Origin of the sequence: Schinkia azotoformans (assembly GCF_035811335.1) — a bacterium.
Classification (GTDB): Bacteria; Bacillota; Bacilli; order Bacillales; family Bacillaceae_J; genus Schinkia; species Schinkia azotoformans.
The window spans coordinates 190,089-210,336 of the sequence record NZ_JARSMD010000016.1 but is presented as its reverse complement, the minus strand read 5'-3'; the positions used below and the strand labels follow the sequence as shown (position 1 = coordinate 210,336).

The window sequence follows — 20,248 nt, the reverse complement described above, 5'->3', positions numbered from 1 at the left end:
ATGCGTGTTATTTTATGTGAGGACGATCCACAACAGCGACGATTCTTACAATCTACTATTTTGCAATATACGAGTTTTCACGAAACGAATATAGAACTAGTACTTTGTGCAGCAAAACCTGAAGAAGTGATGACCTATCTTACAGATCATCAGGCGGATTGCTATTTTTTGGATATTGAGCTAGATGCGGACATAAACGGACTAGAACTGGCTCAATTCATTCGGGAAAAGGATCCTTTAGCCAATATTATCTTTATCACAACATTTGCCGATAAATTGAAACTGACATTTACCTATAAACTAGCAGCATTAGATTATATCCTAAAAGAAGCTCCAAATTTAAAAGATAATATCATTTCTGCTTTGCAAGTGGCTTATGAAAAGTATGAACAAATTCATTTCAAAGAAGAAACAGGATTTTTTGCATTAAAAATCGGGGAGTTCATCAAAAAAGTACGCTTTGAAGATATTTATTACTTTGAGACCTCACACCATGCACATAAAGTTATCCTAAGGGAGATAAATGGTTTCTATGAATTTTACGGGAATTTAAAAGAAATTGAAGAAAAAATAGATGAACGCTTTTTCCGTTGTCACCGCAGCTATTTGATTAATCTTGATTATATAGAAAAACTTGATATGCAAAAAAGACAAGTGTTGCTGAAAAACGGTACCATTTGTGATGTCTCTTATCGTTATTGGAAAAACTTAAAACAGCACTTTTTACAAAGTCAATTAACAGGACACAAGTAACAAATAATATTTAAACTAGTAGCAAATTTGGCTCCCCGAATCTAGATAGCTATGCTTCATTTTTCACAAGCTTCTTTTCAAGCCACTCCACCAATTTGTACATAATCGTTGCAAATACTGCTATAAGCAACAGGCTCATTAATACGAGCGTAAAATTGAAGACCTGGAAGCCGTATATAATTAGATATCCGAGCCCCTTAGCGGATACAAGAAATTCCCCGACAATAATCCCAACCCATGATAAGCCTACATTCACCTTTAACGTTGAAATGATTGTTGGAAACGAAGCGGGAAGGATCGTGTGCTGGAATGTTTGGACTCTTGTCGCTCCGAACGTTTGCATTACTTTAATATAATTGGAATCTACCTCTCGAAAAGACGTGTATACAACGATTGTTGTAATGATAACGGATATAATCGTTCCCATGGCAATTATGGAGGTATAACCTGGTCCCAAAGCAACGATAAGGATCGGTCCTAAGGCTACCTTTGGCATCGCGTTTAAGATGACGAGGTAGGGGTCAAGGATATTCGATAACCGTGGCGACCACCATAGGATGGCAGCTAAAATTGTACCTAACAATGTCCCTAAAATAAATCCTAGAATCGTCTCAAACAATGTAACTTGTAAATTAACAAGCAAAGAACCGTCGCTTATTTTTGTTAAAAATAAATTCCACACTTTCGTAGGAGAACTGAAAATTAGTGGATCAATCCAGTGATATTTACTGGAAATTTCCCATAAGCCAAAAAAGGTAATAAAAATAAGAAGCTGCCAAAATTGAGTCAAGCGTTTTTCTTTTTTTAACGTCTGTAAATATTCTTTGTGCAGAAGCTCTGTGTTACGTTGTTTTTGACTCAAGATTGTTCAACTCCTCCCATATGATTTGGAATAACTCTGAAAAACTCGGATGCTGCCTCGCTGCAAAAGGGGTAAGGCCTTGTAACTCTTTTGGGACAATAAAGGATTGTGCGATTTCTCCTGGATTTGCTTTCAGGAGGAAAATACGGTCACTCATGGCGATGGCTTCGCCGATGTCATGGGTTACCAAAAGCGCTGTTTTATTATACTCTTTTAAAATTTGAAACACTAAATCTTCAAGTTTAAGCTTTGTTTGATAATCAAGTGCGGAAAAGGGCTCATCAAGCAAGAGAATTTTTGGATATGTTGAAAGTGTTCGAACTAATGCCACGCGCTGGCGCATTCCACCTGATAATTCACTTGGATACTTTTTTTCTATGTTTTCCAACTTCATCTCTTTTAGAAGATCAAGAGACTTTTGATAATTTTCCGGGGTATCGATTTTCATTATTTTTAAACCAAGCGTAATATTTTCCTCGATTGTTTTCCACGGGAAAAGATAATCCTGCTGGAGCATATAACCGATCATCGCCTTCTGGTCGCTAACATTTATGCCATCAATTTTAATAGAACCTTCCGTCGGTTCTAAGAGTCCCGCAATGATCGAAAGTAATGTTGTTTTCCCACAGCCGCTAGGGCCGAGGAAGGAGATAAATTCCCCCTCCTCAATTGAAAGTGATATATTTTCTAGAGCCGTAGTTGCTGTTTTTGGAGAAAAATAGGTGTGATAAACATTTTCGATTTCTAAAAAGCTCATTGGAGAAAAACCTCCCTCCTATTTAGCCATCACTTTTTTCGCAATGTCTGTATTTACAAGTGTTTCATAATCAATTCGTTTTGGAAGATCACCGGCTTCATCCATAATGTCCTGTAAGTTGTTCCACTCTTCTTCATCCAAAATTGGATCGGTAGCAAAGGAACCTTGGCTCTTATAGCGGTCAACAACCGTTTCAATAATGGATAGGTCCGTGTCTTGGAAATGTGGCGCAATTGCTTCGGCAATTTCTTTCGCACTATGCTCCTGAACCCAAATCTGTGCTTTATAAACAGCTTTCGTGAATTTTTCAATAACCTCAGGATTTTCCTTCATGTAGCTATCCCGAGCCATAAATGTTGTATATGGAACATGACCGGACTCCGTTCCAAATGATGCTACAATGTATCCTTTTCCTTCATTTTCAAAAATACTGGCTGTCGGTTCGAACAACTGCACATAATCGCCTGTTCCAGAGGCAAAAGCATTCGGGATATTAGCGAAATCGATGTTTTGAATCAAAGTCGTGTCATTATGCGGATCAATACCATGTTTCTTGAGAACGAATTCTCCAACCATTTGCGGCATGCCGCCTTTACGCTGTCCTAGGAAGGTGCTGCCTTTTAATTGCTCCCATGTGAAATTGTCAACTTTTTCACGAGCAACAAGAAACGTGCCATCAGTTTGAGTAAGTTGCGCAAAGTTGATGACCGGATCCGTTGCACCTTGGGCTTCCACGTAAATTGAGGTCTCAGAGCCTACTAAAGCAACATCCGCTCCGCCTGTTAACAAGGCTGTCATTGTTTTATCTCCGCCCCAAGTAGTCGTCATTTCAACATCAAGGCCCTCTTCAGCAAAAAAACCTTTTTCAAGCGCTACATATTCTGGGGCATAAAAAATCGAGCGAGTAACCTCAGCCAGCCTAACCTTCTGTGGTGTATCTTGTGAACATGCCGTAAATGCAAATAGAACAAGTAAAGATATTGTTACCACCATTAGTTGACGAAATTTCATATTATACAAACCCCCTTGAATTGAATCTAAAATAGACTATGATGAAAGAATAAAATGTGTGAATGCCCATGTAAAAATTTAAATGGAGCCATGCACCAATTGTCGGTGGGGGTGCCTGTCCCCGCATGGCAGTTGATATAGCAGAAGGGAGTTAAGTTAGTGTTGAAGTATGTTAACATAATTGATTCGCAACGATATCCTTCACCGCACCCTGAGATCGATGTCTTTCTCATTACATATTTAAGCGATCGTTACCGGGTTAAGGCTTTTTTAGCCGTTCCAAAATGGGAGCCGGAGCGGAGAAATGGGAAGTTTCCAGGCTTTTTATACTTAAGAGGTGGAATTAAAGGTGTAGGAATGGTGCGAGTTGGAAGAATCATTCAATTTGCCTCGGAAGGCTTTGTTGTAGTTGCACCATTTTACAGAGGGAATTGCGGTGGGGAAGGTTATGAGGATTTTGCTGGGGAAGATCGAAGAGATGCCTTTGAGGCATTTGAAATATTGAAGGAGCACCCTTTAGTGGATCGCAATAATATCCATATATTTGGCTTTTCCCGTGGAGGTGTGATGGCATTAATTACAGCGATTGAAAAGCCTGATGCGAGATCAATCGTGACATGGGGAGGTGTCTCCGATATGACTTTAACATATGAAGAAAGAGAAGATCTCAGAAGAATGATGAAGCGGGTGATCGGTGGAACCCCGGCTAAGGTTCCTGACCAGTACAGCTGGAGAACCCCGTTAGACCAAGTAGAAAAAATCAATGCCCAGGTATTAATCATCCATGGAGCACAGGACAAAAATGTATCAGTGGAACATGCGTATTTATTGGAAAATAAGCTAAAAGAGCATGGTAAACGGTATTCTAAATGGATTTTCGAGGAATACACCCATTACTTCCCGCCACAAGTTAATCGTCAAGTTGTTCAGAAACTAGCGCAATGGATGCAACAAGGTGAGGATGGTACCGCTATAAGAATTTAATCCAACATCAAATGCTCTCAGGGGTCGGTTTGATTATGGATAACAAGCGATTACAATCATCTTCAAGAGAACAAATCAAACTAAGTCTGTCATCCTTTTTCATTCCAACAAAAAAAGCACGGAACCCCATCAAACGGGCATCACCGTGCTTTGAATTTTATTATTTTACCAATGGACCTGCATTTTTGATTTCGTCAGATACATCACCGAACTGCTTGAAGTTTTCATTGAATGCTTGTGCTAATTCTAATGCTTTCTTCTCGTATGCAGCACCGTCAGCCCAAGTTTTCTTAGGTTGTAATACTTCATCAGGTACTCCAGGGCAATGTAATGGAATTTGTAATCCAAAGATTGGGTCTGTTACTGTTTCAACGTTGTCTAAATCTCCTTCAAGAGCAGCACGAACCATTGCTCTAGTGTAAGAAAGATTCATACGCTTACCAACGCCGTATTCACCGCCAGTCCAACCAGTGTTAACTAAGAATACATGTGCATTGTATTGGTCGATTTTTTCGCCAAGCATTTCAGCATACACTCTTGCTGGTCTTGGTAAGAATGGGGAACCAAAGCATGTTGAGAATGCTGGTTGTGGTTCAGTGATGCCACGCTCAGTTCCAGCAACCTTACTTGTATAGCCACTGATAAAGTGGTACATTGCTTGCTCTTTAGTTAAACGGCTTACTGGAGGTAAAACGCCAGAAGCATCAGCTGTTAAGAAAATAATTGTATTTGGATGTCCACCAATACTTGGTGTTACGATATTATCAATTGCGTGAATTGGATAAGCCGCACGAGTATTTTCTGTTAATGATGAATCATCATAATCTGCCACTCTAGTAGCATCGTCAAGAACTACGTTTTCTAATACAGTACCGAAACGGATTGCATCCCAAATTTGTGGTTCCTTTTCTTGAGACAGGTTAATACATTTAGCGTAGCAGCCACCCTCAATGTTAAATACGCCATTATTAGACCAACCATGCTCATCATCACCAATTAGACGACGATTTGGATCAGCAGATAATGTTGTTTTACCAGTACCTGATAATCCGAAGAATAATGCTACATCACCTTCTTGACCGATATTGGCTGAGCAGTGCATTGGCAATACATTCTTTTCAGGTAATAAATAGTTCATAATAGAGAAAATGGACTTCTTCATTTCACCAGCATACTCAGTACCACCGATTAATACTGTTTTTTGCTCAAAAGAAATGATAATAAATGTTTCTGATTTTACACCATCAACAGCTGGATCAGCTTTGAAATTAGGTGCAGTTATTACAGTAAATTCCGGAGTATGTGACTGTAATTCTTCATCAGTTGGACGAATAAATAATTGATGAACGAATAAATTATGCCATGCATATTCGTTGATTACTTGAATTGGTAAACGATATTTAGTATCTGCCCCGGCAAATCCTTGGAAACGGAAGATTTCATCTTTGGAACTTAAGTAATTTAACACTTTTTGATAAAGTGAATTGAATACTTCAGAAGAGATTGGTTGGTTAACGGAACCCCAATCAATTTTATCTTTTGTTGAAGCCTCTTCGACAATGTATTTATCCTTTGGTGAACGGCCAGTATATTTTCCAGTTGTAGCACGGATAGCACCTGTTGAAGATAATACAGCTTCTTCTCTTGATAGTGTTTTTTCCACTAATTGTGGAACAGACAGATTATGATGGACATTAGCTCCACTAATCACATCCTTTAATTCAATCGTGTTACGAACAGAGTTCATGAACAAAACCTTCCTTTTCATTAATTTAAATCATTTTATAATCTAATCTATAATATGTTAAATAGTATAACATATTTAGATTAATAGTCTATACTATTTAAAATCTTTATCTAATTTTTAAATTTTAATTGCAAAATATGGTTTTCTACGATACTATAGGTCAGAACGGATACTCTCTTATCCCGAGTTGGTGGAGGGGGGACAGACCCTAAGAAACCCGGCAACCGACACTATTATTATTTCCATGAAATTATCGCAACTATCCGGTTTATTTCGTTGGAAAATAAAAAATGGTGACAAGGTGCTTAACCTGTTGCAAGACAAGCTTTTGTCTTGAGCGATAAGAGTGAAAGGCTTAGTTGATTAAACAACCTTTCCTCATTTATTTGTAGGAAAGGTTTTTTTGCGTCTTTATATGATTTATTTTGAGTTTTTTATACAAAGATGGATACCTTAAAATATAGAAAAGGTATGAGCCAACGTATAAAGGGAATGAGTACCGTTAAAATTGATTTATTCTTAGGAGGTACATATTTAAATGACAAAGAATCGTCGTTTGTTTACTTCAGAATCAGTAACGGAAGGACACCCGGATAAAATATGTGATCAAATTTCTGATGCTATTTTGGATGAGATCCTTAAAAACGATCCAAACGCTCGTGTAGCGGCTGAAACGACTGTAACAACAGGCTTGGTACTAGTTGCCGGCGAAATTACCACATCCACTTATGTGGATATTCCAAAAATTGTACGTGAAACAGTTGATGGCATTGGGTATAATCGTGCAAAATATGGATTTGATGCTGAGACATGTGCTGTTTTAACATCGATTGATGAACAATCTCCTGATATTGCAATGGGTGTTGATAAAGCCCTGGAAGCCCGTGAAGGTAAAATGTCAGATGAAGAGATTGAAGCGATTGGAGCAGGAGACCAAGGATTAATGTTTGGATTCGCTTGTAATGAAACACCTGAATTAATGCCGCTTCCTATTTCATTGGCACACAAACTATCACGCCGATTGGCAGAGGTTCGTAAAAATGAAACCCTTTCCTATTTACGTCCCGATGGTAAGACACAAGTAACGGTTGAGTATGACGAAAACGATAAACCGGTGCGCATTGATGCTATTGTTGTATCCACACAGCATAATCCGGAAGTATCATTAGAACAAATTCAAAAAGATATTAGGGAATTTGTCATTAACCCAATTGTTCCAAAAGAGCTTATTGATGAAAAAACAAAATACTTCATTAATCCTACAGGCCGTTTCGTAATTGGCGGACCTCAAGGTGATGCTGGCTTAACAGGCAGAAAAATTATTGTTGATACTTATGGAGGATATGCACGTCATGGCGGTGGTGCATTCTCTGGGAAAGATCCAACAAAGGTTGACCGCTCAGCGGCTTATGCAGCAAGATATGTAGCCAAAAATATTGTTGCAGCTGGGTTAGCTGAAAAGTGTGAAGTCCAGCTTGCCTACGCAATTGGTGTTGCCCAACCGGTATCGATTGCTGTTGATACGTTTGGAACTGGAAAGGTTTCAGAAGAGAAGTTAGTTGAAGTTGTCCGTAATAACTTTGACCTTCGTCCTGCTGGAATCATCAAAATGTTAGACTTACGTCGCCCAATCTATAAAGAAACGGCTGCTTACGGACATTTTGGTCGAATCGACCTTGATGTACCTTGGGAAAAAACAGATAAAGCAGAAAGACTACAAAAAGAGGCATTACAATAATAATAGAGGGTAGATAAGCTTTAGAAGTTTATCTACCCTTTTTTTTAGAGGGAATGGGCGCATATCCATAATTTTGAAATAAATTGGTATAAAAATGTTTTATAGGGTATACTATGAAAAAGGGTTTAAAAATTCATATTTTGAAGTCGCTTATTATAAAGATATAACACATCCTATTTTGTTATGTTTTTATAATAAGTTTTTTTGTTGCAATCATGGCTAATTTGGATTTTTTATGAACATAATTCTCGAAAGGTGTGGTAGGTAATGGCTTTTGGAAGAAGACCAGTAGAAGAGGTTGTTACAGAGGAGACTAAGGTGTGGGTGTGTACTTCAGATGATTGCAACTGTTGGGTTCGTGATAACTTCAAAAGTAGTGACGAGCCAGCTTGTCCATTATGTCATAGCGAAATGAGCCCAAGTACTAAAATGCTGCAGGTCGTTGAAAATCACAGCCGACATAATTTTAAATAAAAATTTGACTTAGGAAATTATATGGTATATTATTAGGCATACGCTATTAAGTTCGTTTATAAAATTTTGCATGTATATACGTAAGTCGTGACTGCAAATGGAATGTGGACGATTACTTTCTCCACAATTTGTAGTTACGGCTTTTTTATATTTGATTAAATGTAAGTAAATAAGCTTATGGTGATTAATAAAAATATTGGAGGAAATACAAATGAAAACTGGTACAGTTAAATGGTTTAATGCAGAAAAAGGTTTTGGATTTATTGAAGTTCAAGGTGGAGAGGATGTTTTCGTACATTTCTCAGCTATTCAAAGCGATGGCTTTAAGTCATTAGAAGAAGGTCAAAAAGTTTCTTTCGAAGTTGTTGAAGGAAACCGTGGACCACAAGCTGCTAATGTTCAAAAAGCATAATTAGCGTAATAGAATATAGCATGGGGTTGTCAATGACAGCCCCCCTATATATTTTATCTACTAAACTCCTCTTGGTTGATTCCATCTTTTTATCCCACATTATTTTATTTTTCAAATTATCTAATGTTTAAATTGATTAACAAGTTGGTTTTTATAAGCTAATTCCCATGGCGCGGCCTAGGAGCCGTAAAGATGAAAGAGAGGCAGGGCTTTCGTTGTTTTAGATATATCTGTCGAGAAGTGTTTAGTAAAAATAACAAGGAGACTATGCTTCAAAGCTAAAGTCTCCAACTACATATAATTTTAATTTATTCGTAATTGTCTAGCTACAGTGCCCAGCGACTCGAAAAACTTCACAGGCCTCCCTACGATAAGTCAACATCGACTCACCATGCTCGTCGTGTTTCCTTTATCTCAGTCGACATGCTCCAGTTTTTTCGTCGCTAGACGGGCACCTCCGCTTTTCTATTTTTGCAACCCTTTATAAAATTGACCTTTTTCTACATATTCCCGTCTAATTCTAGCCATGTCTTTCAGGTCTTCTTCATTCAATTCGCGGACGACTTTCGCGGGGCGTCCAAATGCTAATGTGTTTGGCGGAATTTTTTTGCCTTGAGAAACGAGGCTGCCGGCACCGATAAAAGCACCTTCCCCAATCTCAGCACCATCCAAAATCGTTGAGCCCATCCCAATTAAAGCATTTTTTCTAATCGTACAGCTATGTAAAATAACCATATGTCCCACTGTTACGTCATCTTCTATTATTAGCGGGTTATTAGGACTTTGGTGAAGGACTGAGTTGTCCTGGATACTTACACGATCCCCGATAATGGTCGGGGCTACATCGCCACGGATGGATGTATTGAACCAAATATTAGTTAATTCACCAATCGAAACGTCACCAGTTATAGTTACATAATCTGCAATAAAAGCGCTTTCTGCTATTTTTGGATATTTTCCCTTGAATTCATAAATCATAACAATATCATTCCTTTTTAAAAAAATTTGTGTCTTGAATAAAGGTCCGCTCAAACCATAAAATGATTGTATCATGGATAATTGGTAAAATTAACTTTATTCAGCGGAAAATTCTTTTAATCATAAAATGGAGAAATGACTCCAATTTGTATTACGTATCAATAGGATTCAAACCCCTGCTGAATAAAGTTAAGCCTCTGGCGGATGCCTCAGATTTTTTAGAGGAAATTATCGAGCAAGCTCGATAAAAATCTGGGCGCCAATACACCAAGGCATATTTGATTAGTAAAGGAGACTTTTTTCATGTGGAAGTGGGAAGTTGAAGACCCTCGTGGAGTGTTTGTAGTTGTTCATGGTGCATTTGAACATCAGGGACGCTATAAGTGGTTAACAGAAATGTGGAAAGCAAGCAAAATGAATGTAGTACTTGGCGACTTGCCTGGTCAAGGTACTTCTACAAGAAAAAGAGGGCATATCGATTCTTTTAATGAATATATAGATACGATTTGCGGATGGATTGAGGAAGCAAGAGTGTATGATTTACCGATCTTTTTGCTTGGCCACAGCATGGGGGGCTTAGCTGTCATTCGGACATTGCAGGAAAAACAATTACCTATAAAGGCAGCTGTTTTGTCTTCTCCGTGTTTAGGACTAACAACCCCACCACCGAAAGGGTTACAATTAGCTGCAAAAGCTTTAAATGTAGTCGTTCCTTCCCTCCGGCTTGCTTCCCATATGGAACCGAAAATTGCGACACGAAATAAAGAAGTGATGCAATTCGATGAAAATGACTCGCTTTATGTGACAAAGGTTTCTGTCCGCTGGTATCAAGAGCTTATGAAGGCAATGGAGCAGGCAAATCGAAATATTGATAAATTACCTGATGATATTCCGGTATTACTGATGCAAGCAGGGGCGGATAAAATTGTCGATAAAGTTGTTGTAAAAGAATGGTTTAATAAAATAAAAGTAAATGAAAAGCTTTATAAAGAATGGCCAAAGCTTTATCATGAAATTTTCAATGAACCGGAAAGAGATGAAGTATTTAAATATGCCAAAGGTTTTATAGAAATGCAATTGCAAAAATCTTTTTAATTTTTTTGATAGATCTTGTTTGGAGTGAAAAAGGATTGACAGCACCAGGCTACGTATTTTACTTAATGAAAAAAATATATAAAAATGTTTTTCCAAATGTCCATCAACAATTAAATAAATGGAAAAAAAAAGCGAGCGAAATTCCTGATCCTGAACTTAGAAAGCAGGCATTAGCCAGTATTAATTCGAAAACCTTTCATTGTGAAGGTGGAGGAGTCTATGCCATTTTGGCAAGGGAATCACTAACCGATTGTATTGAATTCATTGTCGCTTATCAAACGATTAGTGATTACTTGGATAATTTATGCGACAGAAGCACCTCCTTAGACCCAGTTGATTTCAAGTGCCTGCATGAGTCGATGCTGCATGCCTTAACACCGGGTGCAAGTACGAAAAATTATTATTGCTACCGCAAGGAGCAGGATGATGGGGGCTATTTGTGTGAATTAGTGGAGACATGTCAAAAAACTCTTATGAGAGTAAAGCACTATGAAAAAATTGCTCCTTATTTACATGAATTAGCTTCCTATTATTGCGACTTGCAGGTGTACAAGCATATTAAACCTGAAGAACGGGTACCTGAATTGGAAGCATGGTTTGAATTGTATAAGGAAAAGCTGCCGAAAATGGAATGGTATGAATTTTCGGCCTGTGCAGGTTCAACATTAGGAATTTTTTGCTTAGTTGCCTATGGCTTCAATTCAGTTTTTACTGACAAAGAAATGTTGCAGGTTAGACAGGCTTTATTTCCATATGTCCAAGGCCTTCATATTTTATTAGATTATTTTATTGATCAAGAAGAAGATAGGATAGGCGGGGATTTGAACTTCTGCTTTTATTATCCAAGCCCGGAAGTATTAAAAATAAGGCTTGTTCATTTTTTTGAACAAGCCAATGTACATACTAAAGGATTACCGGATGAAACTTTCCATCGCTTAATTAATCATGGACTTTTAGGTCTATATCTTTCCGATCCGAAGGTAAAGAGACAAACCGAAATTCAACGTGTTATGCGAAAAATTTTAAAAAGCGGCGGATTTACTTCCTTATTTTTTTACATAAATGGACGTTGGTATCGTAAAAATGTAGGACAAAATAGAAAGGTTGCCTCTTAAGTTTCTGTTGAGACAACCTTTCACTTTTTGTTATTTAATTTTTTCTATTGCGATTACAAATGGTGCATGATTAATTTGGTTCAAAAATTGATATTGCAGCACTTGGGCCTGTTTTTGATCAATCGTTTTAACATATTGAATCAACTGATCCCGTTCAATTTGACCCTTGGGATGTCCATGGTAGACAACAAGTACAATGATTCCACCCGGGGGCATCATTGTTAGCAGCTGTTTCACGGCGCTTATGCTAGAGTCCGGGGTTGTAACAATGGTTTTGTCTCCACCCGGTAAATAACCTAAATTGAAAATGGCAGCTTTGATTTTTTTATGAAGTTCTGGTGGAATAACAGATTCAATTTGATCATGACTTTTTAGAAAAAGTTCTACTCTTATCTGGAGTTCATATTCTTGTAGGCGCAGGTGTGCCTTTTCCAGCGCATCCTGCTGGATGTCAAAACCGTAAACCTTTCCGCTTGAACCCACCAAATTGGCCAATAATACCGTATCATGACCATTTCCAACGGTCGCGTCGATAGCAATATCTCCTTCTTTGACAGCAGCTTCAAGCAATGAATGGGCAAACGGCAAAACTCGTTTCAACATCATTGCGAACATCCTTCTTTGACTGCTAATTTACCCTGCCAACTATCGCGTCTTTTCAGCTCGGCATCAATCGCATTTAAAACTTCCCATTTCTTTAGACTCCACATTGGACCAATCATTAAATCGGGCGGCCCGTCACCTGTGATGCGATGAATCACAATTTCAGGGGGGAAAATCTCCAATTGGTCACATACTAAATTTACATAATCCTCAAAAGATAAAAATTGGAGCAAGCCTTTTTCATACTGCTTGACCATCGGGGTTCCTTTTAGCAAATGAAGAAGGTGAATTTTAATTCCTTGAATATCAAGCTTTGCAACTTCTTTTGCTGTTTCTAACATCATTTCTGGTGTTTCTTGCGGAAGTCCATCAATAATATGGGAACAAACTCTAATACCATGCTTTCTGAGCTTTGTAACGCCTTCTTTGTAACAGTCATAGTCATGAGCACGATTGATTAGATTTGCTGTTGATTCATGTACGGTCTGAAGGCCAAGCTCGACCCATAAATAAGTCCGTTCATTCAGTTCTGCCAAATATTCAACGACATCATCCGGGAGACAATCCGGTCTTGTTGCAATCGACAAACCGACTACATCGGGCTGTTGTAAAATAATTTCATATTTTTCTCGAAGCTCTTTAACAGGTGCATACGTATTTGAAAATGCTTGGAAATAGCCTAGATATTTTCCGTCTTTCCATTTCTCATGCATTTTCGTTCTTATATCATTAAATTGTTTAACTAAATGATCGGTACGATTACCGGCAAAATCACCGGAACCGGCAGCACTACAAAAAGTACACCCGCCATGGGCAACCTTTCCGTCCCGATTCGGGCAGTCAAAGCCGCCATCAAGTGCCACCTTAAATACTTTATGTCCAAATGTTTCACGTAAATGGTAGTTCCATGTATGGTACCGCTTTTGGTCAGTTGTATAAGGGAATGAATTCTTCATCTGTATTCCCTCCTTCTTTTGAAATTACTTTTGTGTTATTAAACACACTGTGTCATTTTAGCATGATAACCACTTTTGGGACAAGAGGTTGGGACGCAGGGTCGGGTTCTGTGTTCAGGAGTTCCCCAGAGCCAGAGTTCCCGACCCTGTGTCCCGGAGCAATCCCGTGGCCCAGAGCCAGAGTTCCCGACCCTATGTCCCACCCCAACCCCGTGGGCCGTATAACAATCCTGCAACCTGTACAAAATAATAATGCTGCACCTAACCAACACCTACTCCATTTAAATAAAGGAGGAATCTTCAATGGCAACACGTGCATCAGTTGACCAACATATCAACAGAGCTGAAGAAGCTTGTAAATACGCATTAGAACAATTGGAAGTTGCGAACCAGCAAGAGCATTACAATACGACTGAGTATATAGATGCGCAAATGATGTTAAATGAGTCCTACATGGAACTGCAAAAGCTAATGTTAAGCTCCAATAAGCAGCAGAAAGAGCGTTTATACCGGATGCAATTACAAATTAATCGCATCCAAAATGATATGATTTTAGATCAGCAAAACTTATTAATGTAGCTCATATTTGCCAATGGACTTGACAATGAACCGGTAAATTCTTAAAATACAGACTATATGATATAAACAACTATGATGAGGAATAGTAATGGTTGATGAGTCTTCTAGAGAATTGGCGGTTGGTGCAAGTCAATAGCTTATCATCATGAACTCGCCTTTAAGTTGCAAATGTGAAAAATAGTAATGTTTGCCGTATTGTCCGCGTTAAGGAATTAGAAGTGGGTTAATCTTTATATGAATGGTGTATAAAGATTTGCTAATGTGGGTGGTACCGCGGGAAGTTCAAATAGCCTCTCGTCCCTGGTTATTTTCAGCTGGGGCGAGAGGTTTTTGTATTGGTAAAAGTTATAAACTTACATAAAAGTGGGTAACTTCAATTAATAAAGTATTTCAAATAGAAAACTACCATACATACATTGAAATAAAAAATAAAAGCAGGAGGTTTTTTTATGTCATTTGATCATAAAATTATCGAAAAGAAATGGCAGAACCATTGGGAAGAAAATAAAACATTTAAAACAACAGAAGACAAGGACAAGCCTAAATTTTATGCATTAGACATGTTCCCTTACCCTTCAGGTGCCGGATTGCACGTTGGACATCCAGAAGGCTACACAGCTACAGATATTTTATCCAGATTGAAGCGTATGCAAGGATATAATGTACTTCATCCAATGGGCTGGGACGCATTCGGTCTTCCTGCTGAGCAATATGCTTTAGATACAGGAAATGACCCAGCAGAATTTACAGCTAAAAACATAAATACATTTAAGAGACAAATCAAATCACTAGGATTTTCTTATGATTGGGATCGTGAAATTAATACAACGGATCCAAATTATTATAAATGGACACAATGGATTTTCCTAAAGCTATATGAAAAAGGCTTAGCTTATGTTGATGAGGTGCCTGTTAACTGGTGTCCGGCATTAGGAACAGTTCTTGCCAATGAAGAAGTAATCGATGGAAAAAGTGAGCGCGGTGGTCATCCGGTTATTCGTAAACCGATGAGACAGTGGATTTTGAAAATTACTGAATATGCAGACCGTCTTCTTGAAGATTTAGAGGAGCTTGACTGGCCTGAAAGCATTAAAGAAATGCAGCGCAATTGGATTGGACGTTCAGAGGGTGCAGAAATTATATTTGAAATTGCTGGCACAAATCAAAGCTTTGAAGTATTTACAACAAGACCGGATACCATTTTTGGGGCAACGTATGCGGTATTAGCACCGGAACATCCATTAGTGGCTGAAATTACAACAGCTGAGCAAAAAGCAGAAATTGATGCCTATCTTGAAAAAGTTCAATCAAAGAGTGATCTTGAAAGAACAGACCTAGCAAAAGAAAAAACAGGTGTGTTTACAGGTGCTTATGCCATTAATCCTGTTAACGGGGAGAAAATGCCAATCTGGATTGCAGACTACGTGTTAATGGGCTATGGTTCAGGGGCGATTATGGCTGTACCTGCCCATGATGAACGTGACTATGAGTTCGCTGTAAAATTTGAATTGCCAATCAAAGAGGTTGTAGCAGGTGGAGATATTTCAAAGGAAGCCTATACAGGTGATGGAGCTCATGTAAACTCTGACTTCTTAAATGGTTTAAATAAAGAAGAAGGTATTAAAACAGCGATAGAGTGGTTTGAGTCCAAAGGTAAAGGAAAGAAAAAGGTATCATATCGCTTGCGTGACTGGTTATTTAGCCGCCAGCGTTATTGGGGTGAGCCAATTCCAGTCATCCATTGGGAAGATGGCACAACAACAACTGTACCTGAATCTGAATTACCTTTAATTCTTCCAAAAACCAATAATATTAAACCATCTGGAACAGGTGAATCACCGCTTGCCATTATTGAAGATTGGGTAAATGTAGTAGATCCTGAAACAGGTAAAAAAGGTCGTCGTGAAACAAATACAATGCCACAATGGGCAGGCAGCTGCTGGTATTTCTTACGATTTATCGACCCAGACAACAGTGAGGCACTTGCAGATCCCGAAAAGCTAAAACAATGGCTGCCAATTGATATTTATATTGGTGGAGCCGAACATGCTGTCCTACACTTATTATATGCTCGTTTCTGGCATAAATTCCTTTATGATATTGGAGTTGTCCCAACGAAGGAGCCGTTCCAAAAGTTATTTAACCAAGGTATGATTCTTGGTGAAAATAACGAAAAAATGAGTAAATCAAAAGGAAATGTAGTAAATCCAGACGACATCATTGAAAGCCATGGTGCCGATACGCTTCGCCTTTATGAAATGTTTATGGGACCATTAGATGCTTCGATTGCATGGTCAACAAATGGACTTGATGGAGCCCGTCGTTTCCTAGATAGAATCTGGCGCTTATTTGTAACAGATACTGGCACATTAAATGAAAGAATTCAAAAAGGTACCAATTTAAAATCTTTAGAACGTGTTTATCACCAAACAGTGAAAAAGGTAACAGACGATTACGAGCATCTACGATTTAATGTGGCTATTTCACAAATGATGGTATTTATTAATGAAGCGTACAAAGCTGAAGTTCTACCATATGAGTATATGGAAGGCTTTGTAAAATTAATCTCTCCAGTTGCCCCACATGTGGCAGAAGAACTTTGGGAAAAACTTGGTCACGGTGAAGGCTCTATCAGCTTTGAACAATGGCCAACTTACGATGAATCAAAATTAGTTGAAGATGAAGTAGAAATTGTTGTCCAATTGAACGGCAAGGTACGTACAAAGCTTAATATTCCAAAGGATGCAACGAGAGAAGTGATGGAAGAGATTGCAATGAAAGATGAAAAAGTAATCGAAGGCATTGAAGGCAAAACAGTACGCAAAGTTGTTGCAGTACCAGGGAAATTAGTTAATATTGTTGCTAACTAAATACATTAAAAACACGACATTCCCATTTGGGGCGGAAATGTCGTGTTTTTTTGTAGAAAGCTTGAATATGCTAAGTTATCTATAATCAAACGGAGCCCGGGTCTTATTTGGTGAGGATAAAACCAAGTTATCTATAATCAAACGGAGCCCGGACCTTATTTGGTGAGGATAAAAGAAGGGTAGTGACTACTTGCTTTGCTTCCCCGCATTCAACCCAGCCAGTCGCCCAGTTACTAATGCTGCTGTAATATTATAGCCGCCCGTGTACCCATGAATATCTAATATTTCACCGCAAAAATAAAGCCCGTTCATTAGTTTTGAAGACATTTCCTTAGGGTTAATCTCTTTTACTGAAACGCCGCCGCCGGTAACGAACGCTTTTTCAATAGGCAATGTACCATTGACCTTGATTTCAAATCTTTTTAAATCTTTAACAAACCCGCGGATTTTATCATTGGGCAAATTCGCATAGGTGATTGACTCGTCAATTTCATTTTTCTCAAGTAAAAACAATAGCAATCGTTCTGGAACAAAGCCCTTTAAAACATTTTTGACTGCTTTTTTAGGATCAGCTTTGATTTTTTTCATGATTTGTTGAAAAAGCTCTTCTTCGTTCACAGTAGGAAAAACATCAATGGCAACAATAATTTCGTTTACTTTAAACTTTTGTAAGGCCTTTACAACAAATTGACTGCAGCGCAAAATGGCTGGACCAGACAAACCGAAATGTGTGAAAATCATATCCATTTGATGGGTAACGATCGGTTTTCCTTTTTTGGGATCCAAAACAGAAACAGCAACATCTCTAAGTGAGAGCCCCTGCAAAGCTTTATTTTTAATAAAAGGCTCTGAAGATGTCACAGGAACTTCAGTAGGGTAAAGGTCCGTTATTGTATGACCAGCAGCTTTTGCCCAAGCATAGCCGTCACCTGTTGAACCAGTATGGGGGACTGATTTTCCACCGACTGCAACAACAACAGCACCAGAATGATAGGTTTCTCCATTATGCAACTCCACACCAACGGCACGGTCACCCTCGTATAAAACCTTTTTAACTGCTGCCTTCGTCCGAATATCCACATGCAGCTTCTTCAGTTGATTCAAAAGGGCGTCAATTACTGTTTGCGATTGATTTGAAGCGGGAAACATCCGTCCATGGTCTTCTTCTTTAAGTTTGACTCCTAAATTTTCAAAAAAGCAAATAATATCGAGATTATTAAATTCGGAAAAGGCACTATATAAAAACCGACCATTTCCCGGGATATGTTTGATGATTTCATCAACCGGTAGACGGTTCGTAACATTGCAGCGCCCACCGCCGGAGATTGCTAGTTTCCTGCCAAGGTTGTCCCCTTTATCTAACAACAGTACCTTGCATTTTTGTTCAGCGGCAGCGATGGCCGCCATTAGTCCTGATGGGCCGCCGCCAATGACGATTACATCATATTTGTTCATAATTACACCAGCTTTGGGAACATGGGGACGGTTCTCATGTTCCATATTTTTATAGGATAATGATTATTTCGGAATGGAACACGAGAACCGTCCCCATGTTCCGCTTTCCTAGGCTCATACTGTATGTTAAAATACAGAAGTTGTGTTTGCTTGTCAAATGCTACCGAAAAGGTCTTATTTTACATAATTGGAGGGCGAAATGTCCGGTTCAAAATTTCTTAAAGGAACATTAATGCTTACAGGAGCAACCTTCCTGTCTAAATTTCTGGGAATGATTTATGTATTTCCTTTTCAATCTATCGTTGGTTTAAAAGGGGGTACGCTCTATGCTTATGCTTATATTCCATACACGATTCTTTTAAGCATGGCAACAATGGGGGTACCGCTTGCCGTTTCAAAATTTGTTTCAAAATACAATGCATTAGGAGATTATTATACAGGTAGAAGGCTTTTTAAAACAGGCTTATTGTTGATGTTTATAAGTGGTCTCGTTACCTTTTTAATTTTTTATAGTATTTCTCCTTGGCTTGCACCGAAAATTGTTGGGCAAAATGAATATGGGATTAAACATGAAGAAGTCGTTTATGTTCTTAGAATGGTGAGTACAGCCCTTATTATCGTTCCGATGATGAGTATTATCAGGGGATTTTTTCAAGGCTATCAATCAATGGGACCAACGGCCATATCACAGGTCATCGAGCAAATTGCGAGAGTCATTTTTTTGCTGGCTGGAAGTTTTCTTGTCATGAAAGTATTAAATGGCGATTTGCATACGGCTGTCGGTTTAGCTGTTTTTGCGGCTACTGTGGGTGCAATAGCGGGTATGGGTGTCCTCATCTGGTATTGGGTAAAAAGAAAAGAAAATCTTGATGAATTTCTTGAACAGAGCACAACCCAAAGTAGTTTAACAACAAAGGAAATGCTGTTGGAGCTGCTTTCGTATGCCGGACCGTTCGTATTCGTTTCATTAGCGATTCCATTATATCAATTAGTGGATGAATTTACATTTAGTCGTGCCATGGAAAGTATAAATAAAGGCGGCGAATATGCCGAGAATTTATTTTCGATTTTTAATATGTATGGCCATAAATTAATTATGATACCAGTATCACTTGCAACAGCATTTGGTTTAACGCTTGTACCAACGATTACGGAATCATTTACCGCGAGGAATACGCCGCGATTAAACAAACAAGTCTCACAAGCTTTACAAATTGTTATGTTTTTAACATTACCGGCTGTGTTTGGACTGGCGGTGGTGGCCGGGCCGGCAATCGGTGCCCTTTTTAGTGTTGAGCATATTGATATCGGGGAAGGGATTATGTTTTATTATTCCCCTGTGGCGTTATTTTTTGCTCTCTTTACCGTTTCCGCTGCCATTTTGCAAGGAATCAATCAGCAGCGGTTTGCTGTTTATAGTATGTTCGGAGGCTTCCTTTTAAAGCTAGTTTTGAACATACCGCTTATTAAGCAGTTTGAAATTTATGGCGCCATTAGTGCAACAGCGATCGGCTTTTTATTTTCAATTATGTTTAATTTTTGGGCAATTAAAAAATATGCAAATGTCCGTTTTAACTATACGATTCGCCGCAGTTTACTAATTACTATTTTTGTAGGAATTATGGTGGCGGTTGTTCAATTGGTAAAATGGATTCTTTCCTTTGTTATTTCTTATGAAGATGGACGTGGTCAATCCATTGTTGTGTTGGTTCTTTCAATTACAGCAGGTGCCGGTGTTTATTTATATTTAAGTATTCAAAGTAATCTAGCGGGAAGTATTCTTGGCTATCGATTTAAATTTTTACAAAAACAAAAACGAAGGGAAAAGGCGAACAGTTAAGTCCGCCTCTTTTCCTAAA

At 38.5% G+C, this 20,248-nt stretch carries 18 protein-coding genes, 1 riboswitch and 1 other annotated feature; of the genes, 10 read left to right on the top strand and 8 right to left on the bottom strand.

What is annotated here, in order from left to right:
- Nucleotides 1-753 carry a LytR/AlgR family response regulator transcription factor gene (locus P9E47_RS09550; RefSeq protein ID WP_326163266.1) on the top strand — a complete coding sequence of 251 codons (753 nt, stop codon included), beginning with the start codon at nucleotides 1-3 and terminating at the stop codon, nucleotides 751-753.
- Nucleotides 754-802: 49 nt separating this feature from the next.
- Here the strand turns inward: P9E47_RS09550 and P9E47_RS09545 are convergent, their stop codons facing one another.
- From P9E47_RS09545 to P9E47_RS09535, 3 genes are read right to left on the bottom strand one after another with little or no spacing between them, the layout of a single operon-like run.
- Complete coding sequence (locus tag P9E47_RS09545; protein WP_003333212.1) at nucleotides 803-1,615, bottom strand: ABC transporter permease; 813 nt, start codon at nucleotides 1,613-1,615, stop codon at nucleotides 803-805.
- Nucleotides 1,596-2,372: an ABC transporter ATP-binding protein gene (locus P9E47_RS09540; protein WP_003333213.1), complete on the bottom strand. Its 777-nt coding sequence runs from the start codon at nucleotides 2,370-2,372 to the stop codon at nucleotides 1,596-1,598. Before P9E47_RS09540 ends, P9E47_RS09545 begins: the two co-directional genes overlap by 20 nt.
- An 18-nt stretch (nucleotides 2,373-2,390) precedes the next feature.
- A complete protein-coding gene (locus tag P9E47_RS09535) occupies nucleotides 2,391-3,383 on the bottom strand; it encodes an ABC transporter substrate-binding protein (protein WP_003333214.1) in 993 nt (330 codons plus the stop codon).
- Nucleotides 3,384-3,542: 159 nt separating this feature from the next.
- On the opposite strand from P9E47_RS09535, the gene P9E47_RS09530 reads away from it, so the two are divergent.
- Nucleotides 3,543-4,367 (top strand): alpha/beta hydrolase family protein, encoded by an 825-nt coding sequence (locus tag P9E47_RS09530; protein ID WP_003333215.1) that lies wholly within the window; start codon nucleotides 3,543-3,545, stop codon nucleotides 4,365-4,367.
- Nucleotides 4,368-4,527: 160 nt separating this feature from the next.
- On the opposite strand, the gene pckA is transcribed toward P9E47_RS09530, so the two are convergent.
- Nucleotides 4,528-6,114 (bottom strand): phosphoenolpyruvate carboxykinase (ATP), encoded by a 1,587-nt coding sequence (pckA, locus tag P9E47_RS09525; RefSeq protein ID WP_003333216.1) that lies wholly within the window; start codon nucleotides 6,112-6,114, stop codon nucleotides 4,528-4,530.
- A 174-nt stretch (nucleotides 6,115-6,288) separates the two neighbouring features.
- Nucleotides 6,289-6,461, top strand: a riboswitch (SAM riboswitch).
- A gap of 191 nt (nucleotides 6,462-6,652) precedes the next feature.
- Here pckA and metK point away from each other — a divergent pair.
- The 3 genes from metK to P9E47_RS09510 all read left to right on the top strand — a co-directional run bounded on the left by metK (nucleotide 6,653) and on the right by P9E47_RS09510 (nucleotide 8,738).
- Entirely contained in the window at nucleotides 6,653-7,852 is a 1,200-nt protein-coding gene (metK, locus tag P9E47_RS09520; RefSeq protein WP_326163264.1) for a methionine adenosyltransferase, read from the top strand.
- A gap of 267 nt (nucleotides 7,853-8,119) precedes the next feature.
- Complete coding sequence (locus P9E47_RS09515) at nucleotides 8,120-8,326, top strand: cold-shock protein (RefSeq protein ID WP_003333218.1); 207 nt, start codon at nucleotides 8,120-8,122, stop codon at nucleotides 8,324-8,326.
- A 211-nt stretch (nucleotides 8,327-8,537) separates the two neighbouring features.
- Nucleotides 8,538-8,738 carry a cold-shock protein gene (locus P9E47_RS09510; RefSeq protein ID WP_003333219.1) on the top strand — a complete coding sequence of 67 codons (201 nt, stop codon included), beginning with the start codon at nucleotides 8,538-8,540 and terminating at the stop codon, nucleotides 8,736-8,738.
- Nucleotides 8,739-9,203: 465 nt separating this feature from the next.
- On the opposite strand, the gene P9E47_RS09505 is transcribed toward P9E47_RS09510, so the two are convergent.
- Nucleotides 9,204-9,716: a gamma carbonic anhydrase gene (locus P9E47_RS09505; protein WP_003333220.1), complete on the bottom strand. Its 513-nt coding sequence runs from the start codon at nucleotides 9,714-9,716 to the stop codon at nucleotides 9,204-9,206.
- A 303-nt stretch (nucleotides 9,717-10,019) separates the two neighbouring features.
- Here P9E47_RS09505 and P9E47_RS09500 point away from each other — a divergent pair, with 303 nt between their 5' ends.
- Both P9E47_RS09500 and P9E47_RS09495 read left to right on the top strand, forming a co-directional pair.
- Nucleotides 10,020-10,811: an alpha/beta hydrolase gene (locus tag P9E47_RS09500; RefSeq protein WP_326163263.1), complete on the top strand. Its 792-nt coding sequence runs from the start codon at nucleotides 10,020-10,022 to the stop codon at nucleotides 10,809-10,811.
- 35 nt (nucleotides 10,812-10,846) lie between these two features.
- Nucleotides 10,847-11,926, top strand: a complete 1,080-nt coding sequence (locus tag P9E47_RS09495; RefSeq protein WP_407697177.1) for a tetraprenyl-beta-curcumene synthase family protein — start codon at nucleotides 10,847-10,849, stop codon at nucleotides 11,924-11,926.
- Nucleotides 11,927-11,956: 30 nt separating this feature from the next.
- Here the strand turns inward: P9E47_RS09495 and P9E47_RS09490 are convergent, their stop codons facing one another.
- Both P9E47_RS09490 and P9E47_RS09485 read right to left on the bottom strand, forming a co-directional pair.
- Nucleotides 11,957-12,532: a class I SAM-dependent methyltransferase gene (locus P9E47_RS09490; RefSeq protein ID WP_326163262.1), complete on the bottom strand. Its 576-nt coding sequence runs from the start codon at nucleotides 12,530-12,532 to the stop codon at nucleotides 11,957-11,959.
- Nucleotides 12,529-13,485 (bottom strand): TIGR01212 family radical SAM protein, encoded by a 957-nt coding sequence (locus P9E47_RS09485; protein WP_326163261.1) that lies wholly within the window; start codon nucleotides 13,483-13,485, stop codon nucleotides 12,529-12,531. Before P9E47_RS09485 ends, P9E47_RS09490 begins: the two co-directional genes overlap by 4 nt.
- Nucleotides 13,486-13,788: 303 nt before the next feature.
- On the opposite strand from P9E47_RS09485, the gene P9E47_RS09480 reads away from it, so the two are divergent.
- Together P9E47_RS09480 and leuS are read left to right on the top strand one after the other, a co-directional pair.
- Nucleotides 13,789-14,064: a YtzC family protein gene (locus P9E47_RS09480; protein ID WP_003333226.1), complete on the top strand. Its 276-nt coding sequence runs from the start codon at nucleotides 13,789-13,791 to the stop codon at nucleotides 14,062-14,064.
- A 63-nt stretch (nucleotides 14,065-14,127) separates the two neighbouring features.
- Nucleotides 14,128-14,369, top strand: a binding site (T-box leader).
- Between the two features lie 144 nt (nucleotides 14,370-14,513).
- A complete protein-coding gene (gene leuS, locus P9E47_RS09475; RefSeq protein ID WP_326163259.1) occupies nucleotides 14,514-16,934 on the top strand; it encodes a leucine--tRNA ligase in 2,421 nt (806 codons plus the stop codon).
- A 186-nt stretch (nucleotides 16,935-17,120) separates the two neighbouring features.
- Here the strand turns inward: leuS and P9E47_RS09470 are convergent, their stop codons facing one another.
- Nucleotides 17,121-18,389: a BaiN/RdsA family NAD(P)/FAD-dependent oxidoreductase gene (locus tag P9E47_RS09470; RefSeq protein WP_003333228.1), complete on the bottom strand. Its 1,269-nt coding sequence runs from the start codon at nucleotides 18,387-18,389 to the stop codon at nucleotides 17,121-17,123.
- A gap of 199 nt (nucleotides 18,390-18,588) precedes the next feature.
- Between P9E47_RS09470 and P9E47_RS09465 the strand changes: the two genes are divergently transcribed.
- The gene (locus P9E47_RS09465; RefSeq protein WP_326163257.1) at nucleotides 18,589-20,229 is read left to right on the top strand and encodes a putative polysaccharide biosynthesis protein; all 1,641 of its coding nucleotides are present in this window, start codon (nucleotides 18,589-18,591) and stop codon (nucleotides 20,227-20,229) included.
- Nucleotides 20,230-20,248: the final 19 nt, after the last annotated feature.